The organism is Kolteria novifilia (genome assembly GCA_007748055.1).
GTDB classification, from domain to species: Bacteria; Planctomycetota; Planctomycetia; order Kolteriales; family Kolteriaceae; genus Kolteria; species Kolteria novifilia.
Map to the genome: position 1 here is coordinate 6,303,086 of CP036279.1, position 15,347 is coordinate 6,318,432.

At 62.5% G+C, this 15,347-nt stretch carries 14 protein-coding genes; 7 read left to right on the plus strand and 7 right to left on the minus strand.

Annotation, left to right across the window (positions count from 1 at the left end; translation table 11 throughout):
• Positions 1 to 3: 3 nt before the first annotated feature.
• From Pan216_RS23205 to Pan216_RS23215, 3 genes are all read right to left on the minus strand, one after another.
• A complete protein-coding gene (locus tag Pan216_RS23205; RefSeq protein WP_145261861.1) occupies positions 4 to 414 on the minus strand; it encodes a hypothetical protein in 411 nt (136 codons plus the stop codon).
• On the minus strand, positions 404 to 1,405 hold the full coding sequence (locus Pan216_RS23210) for a DUF1559 domain-containing protein (protein WP_145261863.1): 1,002 nt from the start codon (positions 1,403 to 1,405) through the stop codon (positions 404 to 406). Before Pan216_RS23210 ends, Pan216_RS23205 begins: the two co-directional genes overlap by 11 nt.
• A gap of 70 nt (positions 1,406 to 1,475) precedes the next feature.
• A complete protein-coding gene (locus tag Pan216_RS23215) occupies positions 1,476 to 1,691 on the minus strand; it encodes a hypothetical protein (protein ID WP_145261865.1) in 216 nt (71 codons plus the stop codon).
• A 218-nt stretch (positions 1,692 to 1,909) separates the two neighbouring features.
• On the opposite strand from Pan216_RS23215, the gene Pan216_RS23220 reads away from it, so the two are divergent.
• The 4 genes from Pan216_RS23220 (at position 1,910) to Pan216_RS23235 (ending at position 7,407) form a co-directional block, all read left to right on the plus strand.
• The gene (locus Pan216_RS23220) at positions 1,910 to 3,118 is read left to right on the plus strand and encodes a sodium-dependent bicarbonate transport family permease (RefSeq protein ID WP_145261867.1); all 1,209 of its coding nucleotides are present in this window, start codon (positions 1,910 to 1,912) and stop codon (positions 3,116 to 3,118) included.
• 156 nt (positions 3,119 to 3,274) lie between these two features.
• Complete coding sequence (locus Pan216_RS23225) at positions 3,275 to 4,777, plus strand: sensor histidine kinase (RefSeq protein WP_145261869.1); 1,503 nt, start codon at positions 3,275 to 3,277, stop codon at positions 4,775 to 4,777.
• Positions 4,756 to 6,162 carry a sigma-54-dependent transcriptional regulator gene (locus Pan216_RS23230; RefSeq protein ID WP_145261871.1) on the plus strand — a complete coding sequence of 469 codons (1,407 nt, stop codon included), beginning with the start codon at positions 4,756 to 4,758 and terminating at the stop codon, positions 6,160 to 6,162. Before Pan216_RS23225 ends, Pan216_RS23230 begins: the two co-directional genes overlap by 22 nt.
• Before the next feature lie 57 nt (positions 6,163 to 6,219).
• Complete coding sequence (locus Pan216_RS23235) at positions 6,220 to 7,407, plus strand: right-handed parallel beta-helix repeat-containing protein (RefSeq protein ID WP_145261873.1); 1,188 nt, start codon at positions 6,220 to 6,222, stop codon at positions 7,405 to 7,407.
• Here Pan216_RS23235 and Pan216_RS23240 read toward each other — a convergent pair.
• Both Pan216_RS23240 and Pan216_RS23245 read right to left on the minus strand, forming a co-directional pair.
• Entirely contained in the window at positions 7,397 to 8,569 is a 1,173-nt protein-coding gene (locus Pan216_RS23240) for an AIR synthase related protein (RefSeq protein ID WP_145261875.1), read from the minus strand. The genes Pan216_RS23235 and Pan216_RS23240 overlap by 11 nt on opposite strands.
• A 26-nt stretch (positions 8,570 to 8,595) precedes the next feature.
• On the minus strand, positions 8,596 to 9,831 hold the full coding sequence (locus Pan216_RS23245; protein WP_145261877.1) for a WD40 repeat domain-containing protein: 1,236 nt from the start codon (positions 9,829 to 9,831) through the stop codon (positions 8,596 to 8,598).
• 649 nt (positions 9,832 to 10,480) lie between these two features.
• Between Pan216_RS23245 and Pan216_RS23250 the strand changes: the two genes are divergently transcribed.
• Both Pan216_RS23250 and Pan216_RS23255 read left to right on the plus strand, forming a co-directional pair.
• Positions 10,481 to 11,023, plus strand: coding sequence for a peroxiredoxin (locus Pan216_RS23250; RefSeq protein ID WP_145261880.1), 543 nt, complete (start codon positions 10,481 to 10,483; stop codon positions 11,021 to 11,023).
• Between the two features lie 343 nt (positions 11,024 to 11,366).
• Positions 11,367 to 11,993, plus strand: a complete 627-nt coding sequence (locus Pan216_RS23255; RefSeq protein ID WP_145261882.1) for a carboxymuconolactone decarboxylase family protein — start codon at positions 11,367 to 11,369, stop codon at positions 11,991 to 11,993.
• A gap of 36 nt (positions 11,994 to 12,029) precedes the next feature.
• On the opposite strand, the gene Pan216_RS23260 is transcribed toward Pan216_RS23255, so the two are convergent.
• Positions 12,030 to 12,752, minus strand: a complete 723-nt coding sequence (locus tag Pan216_RS23260) for an RraA family protein (RefSeq protein ID WP_145261884.1) — start codon at positions 12,750 to 12,752, stop codon at positions 12,030 to 12,032.
• 237 nt (positions 12,753 to 12,989) lie between these two features.
• Between Pan216_RS23260 and Pan216_RS23265 the strand changes: the two genes are divergently transcribed.
• Positions 12,990 to 13,517: a class I SAM-dependent methyltransferase gene (locus Pan216_RS23265; RefSeq protein ID WP_145261886.1), complete on the plus strand. Its 528-nt coding sequence runs from the start codon at positions 12,990 to 12,992 to the stop codon at positions 13,515 to 13,517.
• Positions 13,518 to 13,613: 96 nt separating this feature from the next.
• Here Pan216_RS23265 and Pan216_RS23270 read toward each other — a convergent pair whose 3' ends face one another.
• On the minus strand, positions 13,614 to 15,263 hold the full coding sequence (locus Pan216_RS23270; RefSeq protein WP_145261888.1) for a sialidase family protein: 1,650 nt from the start codon (positions 15,261 to 15,263) through the stop codon (positions 13,614 to 13,616).
• Positions 15,264 to 15,347: the final 84 nt, after the last annotated feature.

Below are 15,347 nucleotides of genomic sequence, written 5' to 3' on the forward strand. Positions count from 1 at the left end.
AGATCACCCGGTCGGCACCGTCTCCTTGTCGGCCTCCCACTTCAAGTCGGCGGGCACGTCCAACGTGAGACTACCCTCGGCATCGCTGAGTGAGACGCCCTTCTTCACGAGCGCCCGGCCTCCCGACACGACGGCGAAGACATCGTACGTCCCGGGCATCACCTTCCAGCGATAGTTGCCGCTGACCACGGTGATGATGGCTTTCTCTCCTCCCTCGACGGGAAGAAAGAGGAGCGAACTCGCTCGGTCGTCGGCGACCGTTCCACTCACCAGCACGCCTTGCTGGGGTAACTTCTCCACGGGGGCGGCGACCCGTCGTCGCTCCGCGCACCCGGTTAGCGCCAGTAGACTTCCCAAGACGACGACCAACCGCCAAGGGGCCAGCATCAGGTGGAGACGTTGTTTACAGATCACCGTCAAAGCGCTCCCCTTGACCACGCGTTCCAATCGCCCGCGAGAGATTGACATCCAAGCTGTCATTGAAGAATCGCACCGAACCGTCGGCGAGGAGACCATTGACGCCCCCCGGATGGGCGCTGCGCGGTGGCATCGCCGCTCCCGCTCCGTTGAGCACATCGGGACAGTGCGGACAATCGCCGTCACGCTGGCAGTCGACCTCAAGACTGTTCGGCGAACGTCCCATCGAGATGTAGTTGCGGCCTTCCTTCACCGGCCACTCATCCCCCCGGTAGAGGAGTGTGTAGGGATCTGGATGAATCGTCTCGGCGGCGTGGCAGTTGTTCTGGTCCGAGTTGACCGCCTCGTAGAGCGTCCGGGCCTTGCCGATCTCGCTGAACGCGAGTGTCTTGCTCATGCCGTCAGAAACGTCCGCCACTCGAGTCGCGGACGTGGTGAAGATCCCGAGGTGGGAATCCCCCGTCCATGACGCGACGCCGGTCGGATTGGAGACCTGATGGGAACCGCGAACCATCCCGTAGCTCGTCGTATTGCGGTTGTTGGCGATCAGCGGATCCGAGGGGCAGTTGTACACCGGAATCCGCGCTTTCAGGACATCCTCATTGGGGCTCGCGTTCGGCGATGATGCGAAGAAGTTCTTCGGCGGGATCTCGAAATTGGCCCGTTCGTAGAGCGCCGCCCGATCGACGTAGGGAAGCAACAAGGCCAGGGCGTTCCATCCCGAACTGTAGCCGCAAGGTCCCCATGTCGCGTAGATGTAGTCGCGAGCGCAGGTTCCGCCCACAGGGAAGACCGAGTGAGCCTCGATGTAGTTGTGCATCGCCGTGCCGATGTTTTTGAGGTTGCTTCGGCACTGCATCCTGCGAGCCGACTCACGAGCCTGCTGAACCGCCGGTAACAACAGTGCGACGAGAATCCCGATGATCGCGATGACCACTAAGAGTTCGACCAGCGTAAACGCTCGGCGCGTTCCCCTTCCCCTGGACATACCACAATCCCCCGGTGGCTTGCGACGGTCCAAGATCCGACCGCAACAAGAATGATGTACTAGATAGCCCCTACGCCCCGTTATAGACGACAATCGTCGCCCCCGCCAGCGAAAGCTTTCCTCTGCGCCGTTTGGCAAACCAATGTTCTCCCATGACGATCGGCCAAACGATGCGGGCCCGAACAGCGAGCGCCGTGGAGTCAATCGTCTTCAAGGCATGCCGTTGCTCGGCGGGGGGAGTCTCCTCAAGGTCACCTTCCGCGAACCGGCCACTGGGGAAATTCACCCCACGCCTTCCGATTCGCATGAGGGGATCGGCCCCTGACTCGCCGCGTCCCTTCGATCCCCGTCCCCCACGAGAAACCGACAACTCATTCACCCACAACCACTTGCGTCAAACCTCACCACTTACCGTGTCGTTTGGCTCGGTAGATGCTTACTCCCTGCCCTCCATCAGATGCCGACCCAGCGTGGATCGCTTGGCGGAGGGTCATGGGAGGTAAGATGTTTCACGATCTTTGGCTCAATTTCACTCACAATCTCTTCAAGCCGTTGCTGCTGTTCTTCTACATGGGGTTCGCGGTCCCGCTGCTGAAGGTCCAGTTCGAGTTCCCCAAGGTTCTCTACCAAGGGCTCACCATGTACTTGCTCATCGCCATCGGTTGGCACGGGGGCGAGGAACTGGCCAACGTCTCGGAGGAAGAATTTCTCGAGTCGCTCGGGTTCATGGGATTGGGCTTCGTCGTCAACTTCTGCATCGGCATCCTTGCTTACCTCATTCTTCGCGTCGTGACCAACCTGAGAAAGATCGACGCGGCCACCGTCGCGGGCTACTACGGGTCCGACTCGGCCGGCACGTTCGTCACCTGCCTCGGCGTCCTCACCGCCGCGAACATCAGTTTCGCGCCCTACATGCCGGTCATGCTCGCCGTCATGGAGGTTCCCGGCTGTCTCGTGGCGTTGACGCTGATCTCGCACTTCCGGCGCGAAGGCATGGACAGCAATGGCTACCTGCCGGGCGAGAAAGGCTACGATTACGCGCAGCTCGAGGAGAGCCAACGTTTCGCCGACGACGAGATCCATCAGCCGACCGCCGATCACGACGCGACGGGCGAGCATACCTCTACCTCCGTCACCCACGCCGCCGCGACCTCTCACGGCGCTCCCAAGAGCAAGAGCTTTCTCAGCCCCAAGGTACTTCACGAGATCTTCCTCAACCCAGGGCTCTTCCTTCTCTTCGGCGGCATCCTCATCGGCTATGTCAGCCGTCTGCAAGGAGCGAGCGTCACGGAAGCGGACGACAAACTCTTCGTGATGCTGTTCCAGGGATTCCTCTGCCTCTTTCTGTTGGAGATGGGGATCACGGCATGCCGACGCCTGCATGACCTTCGCCATGCCGGCTGGCCCTTCATCGCTTTTGGGCTTCTGGCTCCGAACCTCTTCGCCACGATCGGCATCCTGTCGGCCCACGTCTACAGTCACGTCCTCGGCGTCCCCTTCGATTTGGGGACCTACGCCCTCTTCTCCGTTCTCTGCGCCGCGGCATCGTACATCGCCGTTCCCGCGGTGCAACGCTTGGCGATTCCGGAAGCGAGCCCAACGCTACCGTTGGCGGCATCGCTCGGCTTGACCTTCACCTACAACGTGACGATCGGCATCCCGATCTACATCGAGATCGCCAAGGCGGTGACGAGCTATTGGCCCGTCGCGTAGCCCCTTGCTGACTTGAGCGTGCCATGGCGGGAACCGGTACAATAGAGAGGCCCATCGCCACCAAGCCGAGGTCGTCCCAGCGACATGGCTCTCTTGGCAACGTCACCGGGGAACCTCTCGTGACGACGCCGTGGATACGCGATCCGAGACTGTTTCATGAATCGTCGCTTCCTGTTCTTCGTTCACTCGCCGGCCCTCCTTCTCGGATTGGTTTTGGTCGGCGTGTGCGCGCTGACGATGTGGTCCCTGCACGCGTTGCACGAAGGGCTGATCGAGGGGGTCGAACGCAAGCTCGTCTGTCTCGCGGCGGCCCACGACATGGAAGTCGCGGTCCGTCAACTTCGCTACGACTTGCTGCTGAGTCACGCCGGGCCCTCTGATGAGCGACAACGCCCGGTGGAACTCGACTATGCCGAGTTCGAAGCCGCCCTCGCCGAAGCCAAGGCGGTCGCCCCCGCCGATCAACAACGACTCGTCGCGACGATCGAGACGGCCTACGATCAGTATCGCGCGGAACTCGACGGGGAAACGTCCCGAACACCCTCCCGCTCGACGGCCGATCTCATCGAGTGGGCCACGGCCCACCCGATCCAGCGCGTCGCCGAGGCCTGCCAAGCCCTGCTCCGCGCCAACCAACTGGTGATCAACCGAACCATTCACGAAACCCAGTCCTCGGGCCGGCAACTGGAACTGGCGCTACTGCTTTTGGGCGCCCTCGGCCCACTGGGGGGTATCCTCTTCGGGTTCAGCATCGCCCGGACCCTCCGACGGTCGATCGCCGGACTGCGGGTCAGCGTGCAGGACGTTCATTCGCACCTGGCTCCCGTCGTTCAGATGATCGACGTCCCCGCGGACTCGGATCTCGACAGTCTCCAAAGCGAGATGCAAGTCATCGTCGAGCGGGTTCAAGGACTCGTCGAACGTCATCAGGCCCAGCAGCTCGAGATTCTTCGGTCCGAGCAGTTGGCGGCGATCGGCAAGCTCGCCAGCAGCCTCGCTCACGAGATTCGCAATCCCTTGACCGCGATGCGTTGGCTCGTCGAAAGCGCCATTGAGGCGTACGATCGCGAACCGGTCAGTCTCGGCGATCTCAACGTCGTCCAGAGCGAGATCGAACGGATGGGACACACCGTTCAAGGCATCCTCGACTTCGCCCGTCCCTCCCCCCCGCGACGAGTCGCGTGCGACCTGAGAGGAATTGTCCACGAGTCGGCCGAGCTCATTCGAGTCAACCGAAAGAGGCTTGGCGTTGCGTGCGATGTCGAGCTCCCCGAGGTTCCCGCCGCGGCCAATGTCGATCCGGCCCGCATCAAGTCGGTCCTGCTCAATCTTCTCCTCAACGCGCTCGACGCGATGCCCCATGGAGGTCATCTCCGCATCCTCCTGGTTCTTCAGGACGAGCGCGTCGTCGAGATCGCCATCGAGGACACGGGCAAAGGCATTGACGAAGAGGTCCTCCCCAACCTCTTCTCGCCCTTCACCACCACGAAAGAGACCGGAACCGGTCTGGGACTGAGCGTCTCCAAGCACTTTGTCGAGGAACACGGTGGCACCCTGTCGGCAGAGAATCGCCCCGAGGGAGGAGCCCGTTTCGTCGTGACCCTACCACTCGCTCCAGAAAGGATTCTCGAATCCGCATGTCCAACCCAAGAGTGCTGATCGTCGATGACGAACCGGGCGTCTGCTACTCCTTTCGGCGCGTCGTCGAGCGCATGGAGTACGCAGTCGCCAGCGCCGCGACCCTCGCGGAAGGACTTCGGACCTTCGACGACTTTCTCCCCGATGTCGTCGTCCTCGATTTGAACCTTCCCGACGGTTCGGGACTGGAGGCCTTCCAACGGATCCGCGAGCGCGATCCCAAGTGCCCGGTCCTCTTCATCACGGCTCACGGGACGACCGAAACCGCACTCGAAGCGATGAAAAAGGGCGCCTTCGACTACCTGATCAAACCGGTCAACCTCGCCCAACTGACCGAGCTGCTCGAACGAGCCGTCGAGCAAGTTCGGTTGATGCGGCAACCGTGCCCTCTCCCCAACCAAGACGCGGGCGACCGCATCGTTGGTCACAGCCCGAAGATGCAGGAGATGTGCAAGGATCTCGGCCTCCTCTCACGCCAGGATGTCAATGTGTTGATCCTGGGCGAGAGCGGCGTCGGCAAGGAACTCGTCGCCCGCGCCCTCTACCAACATGGCCCTCGAAGCGACAAACGTTTCATCGCCATCAACTGCGCCGCCCTTCCCGAGCATTTGCTCGAAAGCGAACTCTTCGGTCACGAGAGCGGCGCTTTCACCGACGCCGTCAGACAACACATCGGGAAATTCGAACAGTGCCGCGACGGTACCCTCTTTCTCGACGAGATCGGAGACATGGCTCCCTCGCTCCAGTCGAAGATGCTGCGCGTATTGCAAGATCAGCGTTTCGAGCGACTCGGGGGAACGCAGACAATTCAAACCAACGCGCGCATCCTGGCCGCGACCAATCAGAACCTCGAAGACTTGGTCAACCAGGGTCGGTTCCGGGCGGACCTCTACTATCGCCTTCGGGTTGCCACGATCGACGTCCCCCCGCTTCGAGAGCGACTGGAGGACGTCGCGGAGCTAGCTCACCACTTCCTCTTCATCTCCAATTCCCAGCTCGGACTCGATCTTCGCGGCTTCACCCCCGACGCGATCGCCTGCCTCGAGGCCTACACGTGGCCCGGTAACGTGCGCGAGCTTCAGAGCATCGTCAAGGAAGCGATGGTGCGGACCCGCGGACCGATCGTCCGCCAAGAGTATCTGCCGCGGCACATCGTCAAGGCCAGCCACGAGGGCAACGGCGAGCACGAACCCGACAGCCTGAGACGAACCATCGCCGAGATGCTCAAAGGGGAACAGACGAACGTCTACGCTCGGGTCGGGACGATGGTCGATCGCGTCCTCCTCGACGAGGTCATGCAACGCACCGAAGGCAATCAACTCCGGGCGAGCAAGATTCTCGGCATCGATCGCAAGACCCTACGTCAGAAGCTCCGCAACCTCGAGATGCTCGACGGCCCCGAGTAGGCGACTTGGGGGAAGAGTCGCGCCGAACTCGGACCACCTCGCCCCTTCGCGATTACAATGGCATCGGAAAACGGAGCAACCAGCAACAGCGGGGTGACCGACTCGATGCACCAATTCGCCTTCTTCGTCATCGGCATGACTTCATGGCTCGTTGCGGCCCCGCAGGGGGAAGGACGCCTCCTCGATCTAACCAGCTCACCCTACGCGGCCACGGCCGATGGGACCGGCGATAGTCGCTCCGCGCTGAGCCGAGCCTTCCGCGACGCCCAACCGGGCGACACCATCTACTTCCCACCGGGCGACTATCGCGTGGTGCTCCCAGGGGGAGCGCTCACGATTCCGGCGGGGGTGACCCTACTGGGGCACGGCGGCGAGTCCACGATTCTTCTTGAAAGCAACGCAAGCGGCACCGACTATCGCGAGTTTCTCCGGCCAAGCGACAACGTCACTCTCGAAGGCCTGACCATCGAACGTGCCGGGAGCTTCACGGGAGTCCTGCTCCCTTTTGGCGGAAGCGCGAGTCACGTCGTCGTCCGGGATTGCCGAATCGTCGGCCATCAGTCAGCGCATCGCGGCGCCTGCCACTGCTTCCGCGTCGGCTTCGGCACGGTACGCGACTTCACGCTCGATCAAGTCACCATTGAGGAATGCGCCTACGGACTCTTTCAATCGAACGATGCCACGGGGACGATCGAGGAGGTAACGGTCACCAACTGCCGATTCCATCGCAACACCGCGTCCGACCTGGAATTCAATGCCCCCAAGGGAAAAATGCGCCGCATCGTCGTGCGGGATTGCTTCTTCAGCGACAATCAGAGCAAGGGCGCCAGCAGTGGATTCGCCGTGGGATTCGCCAACGTCCGCGATGGCCGGGTCGAAAACTGCGTCATCGCCAATTACGGCTCCGAGGCCCTCCACGTGGAGGATCGTTCGGAGAACATTCAACTCGTCGGCAACAAGATCGTCGGCGGCTCCCGACGACAGAACAATGGCGTCATCCTCGTCGTCAACGATTCCCGACACGTCACCATCGCCGACAATTTCGTCGATGGCCGGCCCAACACCAACAAGCCGCATCTCATTCTGGTGACGGCGGGAGGAGACAAGTTTCCCAAGCCTACCAAGGTCACCGTGACCGGCAACGTGCTCGTCAACGGACCAGCGACGCGTACCTGGTATCTACAACCGGGAAGCACCGCGCCGCGCGAGGCGAACATCGTGGTGAAGTGGGAGCCTAGTAAGTGAATGTTCCGAACGGTGTCGCGAGGGTGACGGTGTTGATCTCGGCACGCTCGCAACGGCCGACGATCTTGGCGTCGACGCCGTAGCGACGACTGATGTCGATCACACTGTTCGCGACACTCGGGCTGACCATCAGTTCGAGCCGATGGCCCATGTTGAACGTCCCGTACATCTCCTTCCAGGCGACCTCGCCGTGCTCGGCGATAAGGCGAAAGAGTGGCGGCACTTCGAAGAGATTGTCCTTGAGGTAGGCGATTCCGTCACCGAAGGAGCGGCACTTGGTTTGACCGCCGCCGGTGTTGTGGACGATGCCGTGTACCTCGCCGGGAAGGGTCCCGAGGACGTCGCGAACGATCGGGGCGTAGGGACGCGTCGGGCTTAGTAGCGCTTCGCCGATCGTCATCTTGAGACCGCGGGGACAGTCTTCGAGGCGGAACGGCCCGCGATAGGCGACGCTCGGATCGGTCTCCGGCGCCAGCGTCTCGGGGTACTTCTCCGCGTAGGAGCGGTGCAGCAGCGTATGCCGAGCGAGGGTCAGCCCGTTGGAACCGATGCCGCTGTTGGGGAGATCCTCGTCGGTCGTTTGCCCCGTCGAGGAGAGCCCGATGATCAGATCCCCCTCCTGAATCCGGCTATTGTCGACGACACGCTCGCGGGAAAGACGAGTTGCGAGGACCGCGTTGACAATTAGCGTTCGGACCGAATCGCCGACATCGGCGGTCTCTCCACCGGTCGGCGTGACGCGGATGCCCTGACGGTCCAATAGTTCGAGGCACTGTTGGTAGCCGCGGATGATCTCCTCGATCGCCGCGCCGGGAACGCAGCGACTGTTGCGGTCGATCGTGTTGGCGAGTAGGAAGCGGTCGACGGCCCCGACGCAGGCGAGATCGTCGAGATTCATCACCAGCGCGTCTTGGGCGAGGCTGCGAAAGACCTTCGCCTCGCCCGTCTCGCGAAAGCGAAGATACGCGACGATCGACTTCGTCCCGGCCCCGTCGGCATGAAGCGCGGAGCACCAATCGGGATCACCACCGAGCGTATCGGGACCGATCCGGCAAAACGCTCCCGGATAGAGCCCCGGATCGGTCTGGGCAACGGCGGCGTGAACCTCCTCCTTCGACGCGGAGACGCCAAGCTGTTCGTAGGCGGTCGGCTCGTCAGCCATCTGGATGCTCCCGTCGTCATCGACGACTACTTCTTGTCACTCTTGGCCGCTTCCTTCTTCGCGGGCTCCTTGGGAGGCGCGGGCTTGGCCTCCTCCTTCTTGGGAGCCGGCTTCTTCGCGGCCTCTTTCTTGGGGCTCTCCTTCTTGGGAGCTTCCTTTTTCGGAGCCGCTTTCTTAGGCGTTTCCTTCTTCGGCGGAGCCGGCTTCGTGGCTTCTTTTTTCGGCTCGGCCTTGGGCGTCATCTTCTTCGCGGGAGGCATCGGCTTCTTCGCCTCCTTCTTCGGCGGCTCGGGCTTCTTCGCCGGGGGCGTCGGAGGCGCCGGCGGCTTGGGAAGCGGACTGCTGTAGATGATCCCGTTCTCGTGTCCGGTCACCGCGACGTTCGTGTTCGGCGCCACCGCGACCGAGTAGGCCCCGAAAGCCGGTTTGCGGCTCGAGACCTGCTTGCCGTTGGTCGTGTCCCAAACAATCACGTGGCCAGTGTAGTCGACGCCGATCAGGTGCTTGCCGTCGTTGGCCACCGCGAGATCGAAGACCTGACCGGGATGACCTTGGAACTTTTTGACCTCCTTGCCCGAACCGACGTCCCAACCGCGGATCGTCTTGTCGGCCCCTCCGGCGAAGACGATCTTGCCATCCTTGGAGAAGGCGACCGACAGGGCCGAGTCGGGCAACCCCTTGATCTCACGGATCTGCTTTCCCGAGCCGAGATCCCAAAGGCGAACCGTCTTGTCCTGGCTCGCCGTCGCCGCCTTCTTCCCATCGGGCGAAATTGAAACGGCGTAAATCGTGCCCGCGTGGCCCTTCAATTCCTTGAGTTGCTTGCCATCGGCGACTTGCCACAGCAGAAGATTCTTGTCTTGGCCAACCGAGACGATTCCCTTCCCGTCGGGGAGAAACGCGATGTCGTCGACGTTGTTGCCGCTCTTTCGCATCGAGCGGACCTTCTTACCATCGGCGACGTTCCAGAGATTGATCGTCCCGTCGAGACCGCTGGAGGCGACCAGCTTGCCGTCGGGACTGAACGCGACCGCGTAGATCGGCTGTCCGGCGGCGTTGATCTCGCGAACGAGCTTGCCGTCGGCGGTGTTCCAGATCACGACCTTGTTGTCGAAGCCCGCCGACGCGAGGAGTTTGCCATCGGGCGAGAAGGATAGACCGTAGACCAGAGCCTGGTGTTTTTTCAGCTCCGGAGGCAATGCCGAGAGCACACCGCTGGGAAGGAAGGAGGCCAGCAGGGCGACGAGGATGATGCGAGGCATGATCGACCGTCCATTTCGTGAGGGAGGAAAACGGGTACGCGCTGACTTCGGCCAGCCAGAGGATGGCTGGTTGCTCGTGCTCACGAACGCAAGTTCGTCGTCGCGACGGCGAAGACCACAGCGGATGCCCAATCTTGTGGGCCATCGGCCACGATCGTCCCTTCGTGACTCGGAGCAACCCCACCTATTGTCTATGAAATCGGCTCGCACGCGACCGTCGCCGACGAGCTCACGCCGCGACTAGTTGCCAGTCCCCACAGGCTTGTCTAACATTCCCGGGAGAGAACCGAGTCGACAAGCAACCCGGACCTTCGACGATCCGCGACCGATTGGCCGCGTGATTCGGCGGTCCTCGCCGTCGGCGGGTCGATCGCGCCGGCCATCCTCAGTGCCGGCACGTTGATCGCGCCATCGGATTGACTACCGCCCAGGCGGTCTTCGTCTCAAGAGTAGATCGTCGGCCCGAGACTCTATGAATCGGTGCGGGTCGACAAAGTCCCGTGCCGATGCAGCGAGTCGAAGCCAGAGCCGAGTCTTGAGACGGAGCCTAGTCCCCAAGCGGTCGAGACAGCAGTCGTGACCAACTCGACGGCGCCCACGCGGAAGTCGGCACGTCGAGAGTTCATCCAAGAGCAGAAGGAATTCATTGATGAGCGCGAAAATCGGCAAGCCCGCCCCCGACTTCGAAGTCACCGCCTACAACCGTCCCAAGGACGGCACCGACGAGCAGTTCAGCACGATCAAGCTCAGCGACTACAAGGGCAAGTGGGTCTGCCTCTTCTTCTACCCGCGTGACTTCACCTTCGTCTGCCCCACCGAGATCGTTTCGTTCAACGACGCCCTGGGCGACTTCGAGGACCGCGACTGCGCCGTCCTGACCGCCTCGACCGACAGCGAATTCTCCCACAAGGGCTGGTGCGATGTCCACGAGGACCTCGGCAAGCTCAAGTACCCGATGCTCGCCGATCCCGGCCACGCCCTGACCGAAGCCTACGACGTCCTCGACGAAACCAAGGGCCTCGCCTATCGCGGCGTCTACCTGATCGACCCCCAAGGCGTTCTCCGCTGGATGGCGGTTCACGATCTCGGCGTCGGCCGGAACGTCGACGAAGTCCTTCGCGTCCTCGACGCCCTGCAGACCGACAAGCTCTGCCCCTGCAACTGGAAGAAGGGCGAAGAAACCCTCAACTAGTTGCTCGCGAAGGTCTTGGTTGGACGCTCTGTCGCAAGAGTCCTTCTGGGTGCCCTGCCCACGCTTGTCGTGGGCAGGCCGGACACGCTTGTCGTGGGCAGGCCGGACACGCCTTGAACTCGGCAAGGCTCCCGCACGTTCGGGGGCCGAGTCATCACGTTCCGCACCGGCCAATAAGAGCACGAGGCGACGACGTCTTCAACCTGAACAAGGTTGCCATGTCCACGCTCGCGTGGGCACTAAACCCGGCATGAATCGCGGACGAACGCGACTCGTAAGGGCGGGTCGCGACCACCAGTTGAACCGCCCGCATTGACTTGCGAGCCCTTGAGGAGTCTTAGCGATGTCGCCCGTTGCCCCCGTTTCCGAGTCCGAGGCGGTCGACAAGACCGCGCAAACCTACGGCCGCATCAAGGAGATGCTCGGCAGCGACACCATCCCCGAGCCCTTCCTCTACTATGGTCGCGTCCCGGCGTTCCTCCAAGACTTCTACATGAACGTCAAGAAGTTCGTCTACACCGACGGCAAACTCGACGCGAAGTTGAAAGCCCTGATCGCCCTGTGCGTCGCTCGCTCGATGCACTGCAAGATGTGGATCGACCCGCTCACCGAGCGTTGCAAGTCGCTTGGCTACTCCGACCAGGAGTTGGCCGACGCCCTCGCGATCGTCTCGACGTGCTACATGTATAACATCTTCTTCAAATTCCGCGACATCGCCGGCAGCGACGTCTTCGGCGGCATGTCGGTCGGCCTGCGTGCTCACGCCTTCGGGAACACCTCGCTCGACGATAAGACGGTCGAACTGATCAACGTCGTCATCAGCGACATCAACGCGTGCAAGCCTTGCACCTCCGGGCACGTCACCAAGGCCCGCGATTTGAAGATCCCCGACGAAGCGATCCAGGAAGCCATCCAGTGCGCCGCCACCATCGCCGCCGGTTGCACGTTCCTCAACTCCGTCGACGAGTAGCGTGAACGGGGCCACGGCCCTTCGCGTGGCAGCCACCTACCCCCGCACCTTCTTCTTCAACTCCGCCACCGCGGCGGTCATGCGGGCGCGGGCTTCGGAGAACCCTTCGGGCGTGGCTCCTGGCTGGCGAACGTAGTGGAGGACGTGTTCCTCGGCTTTGATGAAGGGATCACAGGTCCGCCCGACGGCGCCCGCGATCTCCTTGGGGATCGTCGTGACGCCATTGAGGTCGCCGTGAATCAGGTCGCCGGGATGAATCGTGACCCCACCGACCCGGACGGGGACATTGATGTCAACGATCTGGCAGTAGGCGTGCGAGGAGATGACACTCTGGACGAAGGCGGGAAACTCGATCGACCGCACCTGGTCGAGATCCCTTCCCCCGCCGCTGGTGATGATGCCAACACCGCCGAAGGCCTTGTAGGTCGTGCACATCACCTCGCCGAAGGTCGCTCCGACCGCCTGATCGTCGAGGTCCTGAAAGACGACGACACGCGGCGCGGGAATCTCCAGCAACGCCTTTACCTGGGCATCGAGTGACGCGTAGACTTCCCCACCGCGCGGCGGCGAGCCCGAGCGAAAGGTCGCGGTCGTCGCGAAGCCGACCATCGGCGGCAGGTCCGGGAAGCACGCTTTGATCCGCGGGTCCATGAAGCCCGTGTTGCGCGGACGGACGTCAAAGAGTTCGATGACGTTGTCGATCGTGGGGGTGTCGTATCTCTTGAGGAGTTCGAGATCCTCGGCGGTCAGCGTGCTCATGAGGTGGAGTCCGTGAAAGTCGATGGTTGGTCGTCGGTGGCCTCTATCTCTTCATACGTTCCGGACGGCTGGATTTCGAGGGAGCCGCCTCCACCGCACCGCGAGTTGCCGCGAAAAGGCCGCCCCCTCGCGTGTTCCGGTCTCTATGCTATCGCACGATGGCTCCATGGTGTCAGGGGGGAATCCCTCCGCGACTCCCTTGGCGATCGCGCTCCCCGAGGAACGGAACACTCATCGATGAATGACAGGCTCGGAACACTGCTGGCCGCATGGCGACACCGAATGGCCGCGAGGTTCGTGCGGGGCCGACTCCTTGACATCGGATGCGGCGCCAACCAACTCGTCGACCTTCACGGCAATGGCGTCGGTGTCGATGTTCACCAGTGGGAGGGCGTCGACCTGGTTGTCGAAAATACCGCCCATCTCCCTTTCCACGACGGCGAGTTCGACACCGTGACGGTCATCGCGGCCCTGAACCACATTCCGAATCGAAAGGATGTGCTGAAGGAAGCATACCGGGTCTTGGCGGACGGGGGCCGAGTCGTCGTCACCATGATTCCTCCGACACTGTCCGCCTGGTGGCACTGGGTGCGACGACCTTGGGACGCGGACCAACACGAACGCGGCATGAAAGAGGGCGAAGTCTACGGCATGACCGTCAAGGAGGTCGACACGCTCCTGATGGACGCCGGCTTCGGAAACCTGCGCCATCAGAGATTCATGCTCGGGATCAACTGCCTGACGGTCGCCGAGAAAACCGAGTAGGATCGCCTCTCCACGCTGGCGAGGCGGCCTGGCGACCGATGGCAACCGGCAGTTGAGCGTTGCCCGCGACGCCGAGCGCCTTCGCCGGTAAAGAGCCTACTCCCCCGACCTCGGCGCGGGGACCTCCGAGACCAGGACCGACGTGTCGGGCGCCTTGCCCGAATAGAACGAGATGTAGTGCGTCTCCCCGATCGCGGTGGCGTTCGCGTTGCCCGTGTCCAACGCGACTTGACTGCCGATCGCGATCGCCTCGGACGCGGGCCAACGGCGCGGATGATCGAACACCTTGTTCGGATCGACGACGCGACGCCAAAGAATCCCCCGTCCCCGCTCGAAGTGATAGTTGCTCAAGAGCCCGGTCTTGGTGTCGAGGATTAGCGTCGGCGTCGAAAGATGGACATCGCCGATGTTCGTCTTCTCCCGCGTCCACGTCTTGCCGTAGTCGGTCGAGACCATCTGGAATTGAGAGCGCATGGTGGAGTTGCCCCCCATCTCCGTCCGCCCGATGGCCAAGATCCGGCCATCGCCGAGATAGACCGCGGCCGGCTCGGTCGGCCACTGGTCCTTGGGAAGCTCCGACTCGATGGTGGTCTGCTTCCAGGTGGCGCCGTCGTCACTGCTGGTCAGCGTTCCCCACGAGTGATTGGTGCTCTCGCGATAGTCTCCCCCAAACCAGAGGGCCATCAGGCCGACCGTCGGGACCGAGAAGATATCGGTGACTTGCACCGGCCTCACGGGAAGATCAGGCGTCGCGATCAGTTCGTAAGTCACCCCATCGGTCGTCCGATAGAGATCGTGGAACCATCCCTTCGCCCCCACCCGACGAATCCAAAGCAGCATCGCCCCCTTGGAGTCGAGTCCCTTCCCGACGGTGACGTCGCCAAAGCCCGGCGAGTCGGCGACCACCGATTCCGGCGTCCACGTCTTCCCGCCGTCGGTGGAGGTGCGAGCGTAGACCGCGCGGGCATCCTCGTTGATCGTGTGCCCGCTGCCCCGGCTGTACGCACAGACCAGCTTCTCGCCAATCGCCTGAATCATCTGCCAGGAGTTGTAGCCGCTCACGTCCTGCACGACATGAGCCTTCTCGGGAGCCTCCAGGGGTGTCACCTTGACCATCGCCAAGCCGGTCGGCCTGGTGAACGAGTCGCCTGGGTCGGTGGGTTCTCGTTGAATCCGCACGTAGAGCGGCGTGCCCGGCACCACCTCGTAGTAGGACTCCAGACCGATCGTCCGCGTGTGCAATGGCCCGGCGGGAAGCGCTGTCCGCACCGGCTTGCCGAGCACATACCTCGCCGTGAAGGGCTCGCCGTCCACCATCTGCGTCAGGTGCACCCGGTAGACATCCTCATGGTCGGGGCTCGTCGCCTTGTCGGTCGTCGTCACCACGATCTCGACCTTCACCGCGTCGCAATCGCTGGGAATCCCCGTCACGAAGCCGGCGACCGACTGCCCAGGGGTGCCACCGGAGAGCGACCAGACGGGGATGTGCGTCGAGACGCTCGACATCAGCACGAGCGAGGGCTTGCCCGTCGCGATCGACATGTTGTTCGCCGTCAAATACACCGGGGAATGCTTCGCCGTTCGGGCGTTACGCACCTCGTCCCCTTGGGCGTCGCTCTTGTCAACAGCCGACTTCGCTTCGCCCGGCGACTCGACCGACTCGACCGGAGCATCGGCCCAAGCCGCGGCGACCGTGGTGACAAGCAGCGACCAACACAGATAAACAACACCAATAGCCCGCGACATTCTTCCTCCTTCTGCTTCCATCCCCCAAGCGCAAGGCGACCCAAGTCGTCCCATCATGAGAGCGCCTCCCAGGGCCTGTCAAAC